We start from the raw sequence: 6,170 nt of genomic DNA, 5'->3' as shown, positions 1-6,170 counted from the left end.
CCCTCCGACCATTCAAGTGGGCTGCCGCGGCAGGCCCTACCGGCGCTTGCCCGCTGCCGACGGGCGGGACGGCAACGGCGGCCGAAGCCTCGGTCGATGGCGTCGGCTCCGGCTGTTGCGCGATCTTACACGGTCCGTCCTTCCAAAGCGCCTTAGCGAAGCATTGACCGACGCAACAGGCAAGGTGAGTTCTGAGGATTGATGGACCCGTCGCCAGAACCGCTGTCCGGTGAACGCAGTTTTCGAGCTCTCGGATGTTGCCTGGAAAATCGCAGTTCATTAGCGCCTCAATCGCTTCGGGAGTGAAGGTCAGCGTGCGATCATTCTCAGCATTGAAATTTTTGAGAAACTCAGCGGCCAAGAGCGGAATATCACCTCGTCTTTCGCGCAATGCCGGCACGCGCAAAGGGACGACGTTGATGCGATAATAGAGGTCCTCCCGGAACTCATTGGATCGAACCGCCTTTTCCAAGTCCCTGTTCGTTGCGGTGATCACGCGAACATCGACTTTAATGGTGTGGTTGCTCCCGAGACGCTCAAACTCCTGCTCCTGCAGGACACGCAGTAGCTTAGCCTGGAACGAGGCCGATATTTCGCCAATCTCGTCCAGAAACAATGTGCCTTTATCGGCAGCCTCAAAGCGCCCCTTGCGTGAATTGAATGCGCTGGTGAAGGCACCCTTCTCATGACCGAACAATTCAGATTCCAGAAGCGTCTCGGTGAGCGCCGCGCAATTGACCTTGATGAAGGGCTGCTTGGCACGGGGCGAGAGCTCGTGAATGGCCTTGGCAACCAGCTCCTTCCCGGTTCCGGATTCACCTCGCACCAGGACCGTAGTCTTCGTCTTGGCCACCTTGCCGATCTCCTCACGCAGCTTGCGCAGCGCCGGACTGTCGCCAATCATCTCCTTGATAACTTTCTTACGCTCCATTTGGCAGCCCGTCCCACTCCGCCATCCGCCGACAGAACTTCACGGAACGGTGAGCTACGTTGCATTTCATCATTGTCACCCTCCGATCTCGCGCCTTCGTTGCCTCGAAGCTTTCCGGCGCGCGGACGCCCTCGGCAAATGGCAATGGCGCCTGAGCCATCGTTGCCTATCACCAGGACGAGCGCCTTCTTCTCCTCGTCGGGCGCCCGCAATATGCGGGCTTGTTTGCGCAGGCCTTTACTCGACCGGTCGCCGTTCTGTCCGGCTTCTGCCGCACCGCAACCTGCAAACCCATCGTTGACGCAAGAGAGGGAGGGTAGTCAATCGAGCTCTCCTTGCATTTGTGCGAGGAAAATTGTCAGCTTGATAGAGTTCTATCAAAACGGGAGAAACGCCCCGCCCACAATTTGGCTGTACCTGCGGCGTTCAGCGTACGTGACGACATGTGCGGACTTGCCCCAATTGCCATCCGAGTTGTGCGGAAACAGTAGCCGCTGCGCTGCTCGCTTCAACAGCGTGATGCCGCTGCCAGTAGAGGCGGCGGCTCGTCGAGCGAGGCTGCTTCTGCCCATGCAAGATTCCAGAGCATTGATAAAATCGTTTGTTTCAATGAAAGGCATCCACACTTTGGATAGTTGACCACGCGTTTCAAAGGTCGTGAACTAACATCTCCTCGTTGAACTCGACGCGCTCCCGACAGAGCGCAACCTCATGGGCGCGGCATGCAGGATCAACCGGGCCCAGCCGGTCATGAGTGCGGCCAGCGCTCGGCTGCTCGATTATTTGCGCGACGAGCTCGCGACCATGGCCGCGGACGTATTCAAAATTAACGCTGCGTCCGAAAGCTCTTGCCCTCCAGTTCGCGACGCTCTCCTGCCCATCCAGTGCTCGTTTATTTCGTCGGATAGTTGACCCGGCTCTACCCAATCGCCGCTTCAGGATCATTCTTTCCGATTTCGTCACGCTCGTATTTCTGCCGCGTCCTACACCGATTGGGCCTGAACAAACTGAGCGGCTTGGAACCCGAACCCGTGCGTCGTGACCGGGAGCATCCGGGCGAACTCATCCGCTCGGGGGCATCGCAGGACGTCATGCCGGATGAGCGCAAGACGAGTGCCGGTGCCTTCGTGGAGGCCGCCGTAGCCCTTATGCCAAGCTGGGCACCCGGGTCGAGCGCGTAATGACCGACAATTGCTTCTGCTACAGTCAAACGCTTTCCGGGCCACCTGCAAAGTCTTCACCCGGCCGTAAACGCCCAAGCCAACGACAAGGCTAGGCGCTTCGTTCAGACAGGCTTGCGCCAATGGGCTTAGGCCGAGCCTACAACAGCTCTCAAGAACGCTGCCGAACTGCTGCATTGGCTTCGCCGATAGAATTGGCACAGGCCTCACGGCAGCCTGCACACTACCGTACGATTGCTCGCTTCGGCAGATCACGCCGTTGACATGTCGGACCTTAACGTCATCCATCGTAAACTTTTTGCGACAAAAGATTGCAAGAAGGTTATATTGTTAAAGTCGTTTGTTTCAGTTAAAGGCATCCATCCGATGGATGGCTGATGACATGCGTTTCAAAGGGCTTGATCTAAATCTCCTCGTTGTGCTCGACGCACTGCTGACGGAGCGTAATCTCTCGGCGGCGGCACGCAGGATCAACCTGAGTCAGCCCGCCATGAGTGCGGCCGTCGCCCGACTGCGCGATTATTTCCGCGATGAACTATTTACGATAAGAGGCCGCGAACGTTTTCTAACTCCGCGTGCGGCAGCATTTGCCCCTGCAGTTCGCGACGCTCTCCAGCACATCCAGTGCTCGATTATTTCTTCGGATCCGTTTAACCCAGCTCGATCCGATCGCCTCTTCAGGATCATTCTTTCCGATTTCGTCACGCTCGTGTTTTTCGAAAAGCTTGTGGAGCGTATTTCACGGGAAGCCCCCGCCGTCAGCTTCGAACTGCTGCCTGTCGACGATAGCCCCGATGAGCTTCTCCGGCGCGGTGACGTCGATTTTCTAATTCTACCGGATATGTTCACGTCGAGTGTGCATTCAAGCGTTGCGCTGTTTGACGAGAAGCTCGTGTGCGTAGGCTGTCCGACAAACAAGCAGCTGCCACAGCAGCTTACATTCGAGAGATACATGTCGATGAGGCACGTCGCGGTCAGGTTCGGGCGTACGATGAAGCCGTCTATCGAGGAATGGTTTTTGCTTGAGCATGGCCTTAAGAGACGTGTCGAGGTCGCCGTGCAGGGCTTCAGCATGATCCCACCTATGGTGTCCGGCACAACTCGTATAGCGACCATGCCCTTGCGGCTGGTCAGGCATTTCGAAAAAACGTTCCCCCTGCGGGTCATCGAACTTCCGCTGCCATTTCCCACATTCACCGAGACCCTCCAATGGCCGGCCCTCCACAATAGCGATCCGGCAAGCATCTGGATGCGGGAGATAATGATGCAGGAGGCATCTCGGATGGCTGCCCCGCTGTGAACCCACGGAAAATTCAGGCGCACCTATATTCACTACTCCTGTCACCATCTACTCTGACGACAATAGCCCTCGCTGGATAAAGTCGATGCTGGCGGCAAGTGCGCCTGCGAGATCGTCCAGAGAATGGACTTCCTCGACCAGCTCGAACGAGAAAGGTCCCGCGTAGCCGCCATCCAGCAGCGCCTGAATCTGGCTGCCATTGTCGGAACCTCCAAGAAAGCGATCGGGGTAAATCCAGAAGGTCGGGTCATTTACGCTTGAAATGTGCACCAGGCCAGTAAGCTCGCAGAACAGGCATGTCTCCCCGGCCAGGGTGTGGTGGAACGTGTCGTGCACGAGGCGAAAGACGGACTGGCCATCAACCGCGGCAACGGCCTCGGCCGCTTCCTTCTTTGATCGAAGCGAGCAGGTTCGGAAACCCAGCGGCTCGATGAGACCGATCAGACCCCGCGACTGGAGGATTGGCTTGATCTCGTTTAGAGCGAAACGAAGATTGTCCTGGCGCTCGCCATTGGCGGGCCACGAGCTGCGGTTGGCCGGCACCAGCACGAGCGTCTCCGCCCCGCACGCCGTCGCATAATCGGCGAGGTTGCTTGCCTCGGCCTGACGCGTTGGAGTCCAGTCGTCGAAGCGCTGCAAGGCGTTGACAGAGATGATCGTGACGCCCGCTTCGGTAGCGGCAAACCGGACGTCCGCAGCCGGAATGCCGCGTGCGACAGGATTGCTGAAATGAGGGTAACGGATTTGGACGTCGGTCAGGCCTTGGTCACGGGCAAGCGCGAAAAGCGCACTGACGTCAAGGCGGGGCGCCGCCATGTGATCGAGTTCAAAGCGGGGCGATACCTGGCGCATTGCTTGACTTTCCTTCCATGAAGCGCGGCCGCCATATCGGCATCCGGCTTCTTTCAAGACGGAACCACGCCGGTTCACAGATCGGACAGAGACCGCCTAGTCAATCGAGCTTTCCTTTCATCGGTGAAAGAAACTGGGCGCTCATGATAGAAATCCATCAAGCTCAAACATTTTCTGGAAGATAGATGTCGAACGGCAGAAATGTCTGCCCCGGGCTCTCCGCGACGCCGGCTTTGATGGCCCGCTCCATTGCCATTATCAGCTCCTGGCAAAGTCGGCGCATTGGCGTGCCGACCGCCATCGTCAAGATGTCATCCGCAAGCGCCCCACGTGACTGCGGCGTGATTTCACTCACGATCGCGACGAGATCCTGACCGCTCCCCTCTTCTCGGAGCGCGGAAATTGCCCCCTCTATCCCCCCGCCGGCCATATAGAAGCCGACGAGCTCTGGTTCCCGGTGCATAAGATCCAGCAATTTTTCGTAAGTGAGCTGCCGTTTATCAAGGTTCACGAGCGTATCAAGCACCTCGAATTTTGGCGCGTTCTCACGAAAATACGAACGAAAGGCGATTTCCCGGAGCGCATGGGCCTGGAAACGGTGGCTTCCGACAAACACCGCCACCTTGCCGGGCCGTTTTGCGGCCTTGGAAAACACCCAAGCGGCAGTCCGTCCGACCTTGCGGTTGTTGAGGCCGATATAGCCCTCGCGCACGCCGTCGGCGAAGTCAGACAGCAGCGAAAAAACCGGGATACCTTTCGCTTTGAGCTCCTCGACTGATGCTGTGATCTTCGGGTGATCGGCCGCCACCATGGCGATCGCCTGGCAGCGGCTTCCAAGGTCCTTAAGAAGCGGGAGCAGGTCACGCGGCAAATGTGACTGCGCGAACTCGATGACCGGAAGGCCGTGAAAGGATTGGGCCAAACTGACCGACGCTTCGATCTCGCGAGCGAAATCTTGGTAAAAATGGTGGGCAGGTTTTCTCAAGATGAAGCCCAGCTTGTAGTGCGGCAGGTGCTGCTGCAAGCGCTGTTTGATGAGGCCGGCAGCATGATAGCCGATCGCGTGCGCGGCCGCATGGACCCGCCGGGCGGTCTCCTCCCGCACCGGAAGGCGTACGTTCAGAACCCGATCGACTGTTGCCACGCTGACTCCGGCTTCGCGGGCTAGATCGGCAATTGTGACGCGCTTGCCGCTGGCGATTCTGATCGGCCGGTTCTCCGTCATCCGGTGCGCCCCGGCGACGGCTTGGGGCGGCAAGGTGAAGTAATTCCCACACCCCGCGCTCGACAGTGGATTCGACGAACAGCGCTCCAAGTGCAACCAGATGCGTATCCGTGAACCGTTCGTTTGCTTAGGTCGTCCATATTGTTTGTATTACTCACCGCGTTAGTGCTTTTATTTCCCGCTGAGCACTCTTTGGAGCCTGGCGATTCGATTGTTGTGGCCAAACCCCTCGATACAGGTGGCGCTGCTGCAACCTTGGTCGGTGGGGTGGCCAGTTTGAAATCGCGGAAAGCCCTAACCGCGGAAGGCGGCTTCCATCCGCGACTGGTCCAATTCGCCTTCCCAGCGGGCGACAACGAGCGATGCCACCGCGTTGCCGACTAAATTCGTCAGCGCGCGGCATTCCGACATGAAGCGGTCCACGCCGAGTATTAGAGCCATTCCAGCAACGGGAACACTCGGTACGACAGAGAGCGTAGCGGCCAAAGTGATGAAGCCAGCGCCGGTGACGCCTGCCGCACCCTTCGAGGAAAGCATCGCAATCAGTAGCAGGAGGATCTGGTCGCCAATTGACAAATCAGTGTTCGTCGCCTGGGCGATGAAGAGGGCCGCGAGCGTCATGTAGATATTGGTACCGTCCAGATTGAATGAATATCCAGTCGGGATGACGAGACCCACGAC

General features: G+C 58.0%; 4 protein-coding genes and 1 pseudogene. 1 reads left to right on the top strand and 4 read right to left on the bottom strand.

From position 1 onward, the window contains the following. Positions 1–928 (bottom strand): annotated as a pseudogene (locus EOA85_RS24965) (sigma 54-interacting transcriptional regulator); the annotation flags it as partial. A gap of 1,566 nt (positions 929–2,494) precedes the next feature. Between EOA85_RS24965 and EOA85_RS24960 the strand changes: the two are divergent. Next, positions 2,495–3,412: a LysR family transcriptional regulator gene (locus EOA85_RS24960; protein WP_127211548.1), complete on the top strand. Its 918-nt coding sequence runs from the start codon at positions 2,495–2,497 to the stop codon at positions 3,410–3,412. Between the two features lie 48 nt (positions 3,413–3,460). On the opposite strand, the gene EOA85_RS24955 is transcribed toward EOA85_RS24960, so the two are convergent. The 3 genes from EOA85_RS24955 to EOA85_RS24945 all read right to left on the bottom strand — a co-directional run. Beyond that, positions 3,461–4,264 carry a TIM barrel protein gene (locus EOA85_RS24955; RefSeq protein WP_127211546.1) on the bottom strand — a complete coding sequence of 268 codons (804 nt, stop codon included), beginning with the start codon at positions 4,262–4,264 and terminating at the stop codon, positions 3,461–3,463. A gap of 163 nt (positions 4,265–4,427) precedes the next feature. Further along, positions 4,428–5,489: a LacI family DNA-binding transcriptional regulator gene (locus EOA85_RS24950; protein WP_127211545.1), complete on the bottom strand. Its 1,062-nt coding sequence runs from the start codon at positions 5,487–5,489 to the stop codon at positions 4,428–4,430. Between the two features lie 294 nt (positions 5,490–5,783). Next, the coding region (locus EOA85_RS24945; RefSeq protein WP_127211544.1) for a cation:dicarboxylase symporter family transporter at positions 5,784–6,170 on the bottom strand (387 nt) is incomplete at its 5' end.

Origin of the sequence: Mesorhizobium sp. M5C.F.Ca.IN.020.29.1.1, assembly GCF_003997375.1 — a bacterium.
Classification (GTDB): domain Bacteria; phylum Pseudomonadota; class Alphaproteobacteria; order Rhizobiales; family Rhizobiaceae; genus Mesorhizobium; species Mesorhizobium wenxiniae.
This window is presented reverse-complemented; position numbering and strand designations above follow the sequence as displayed.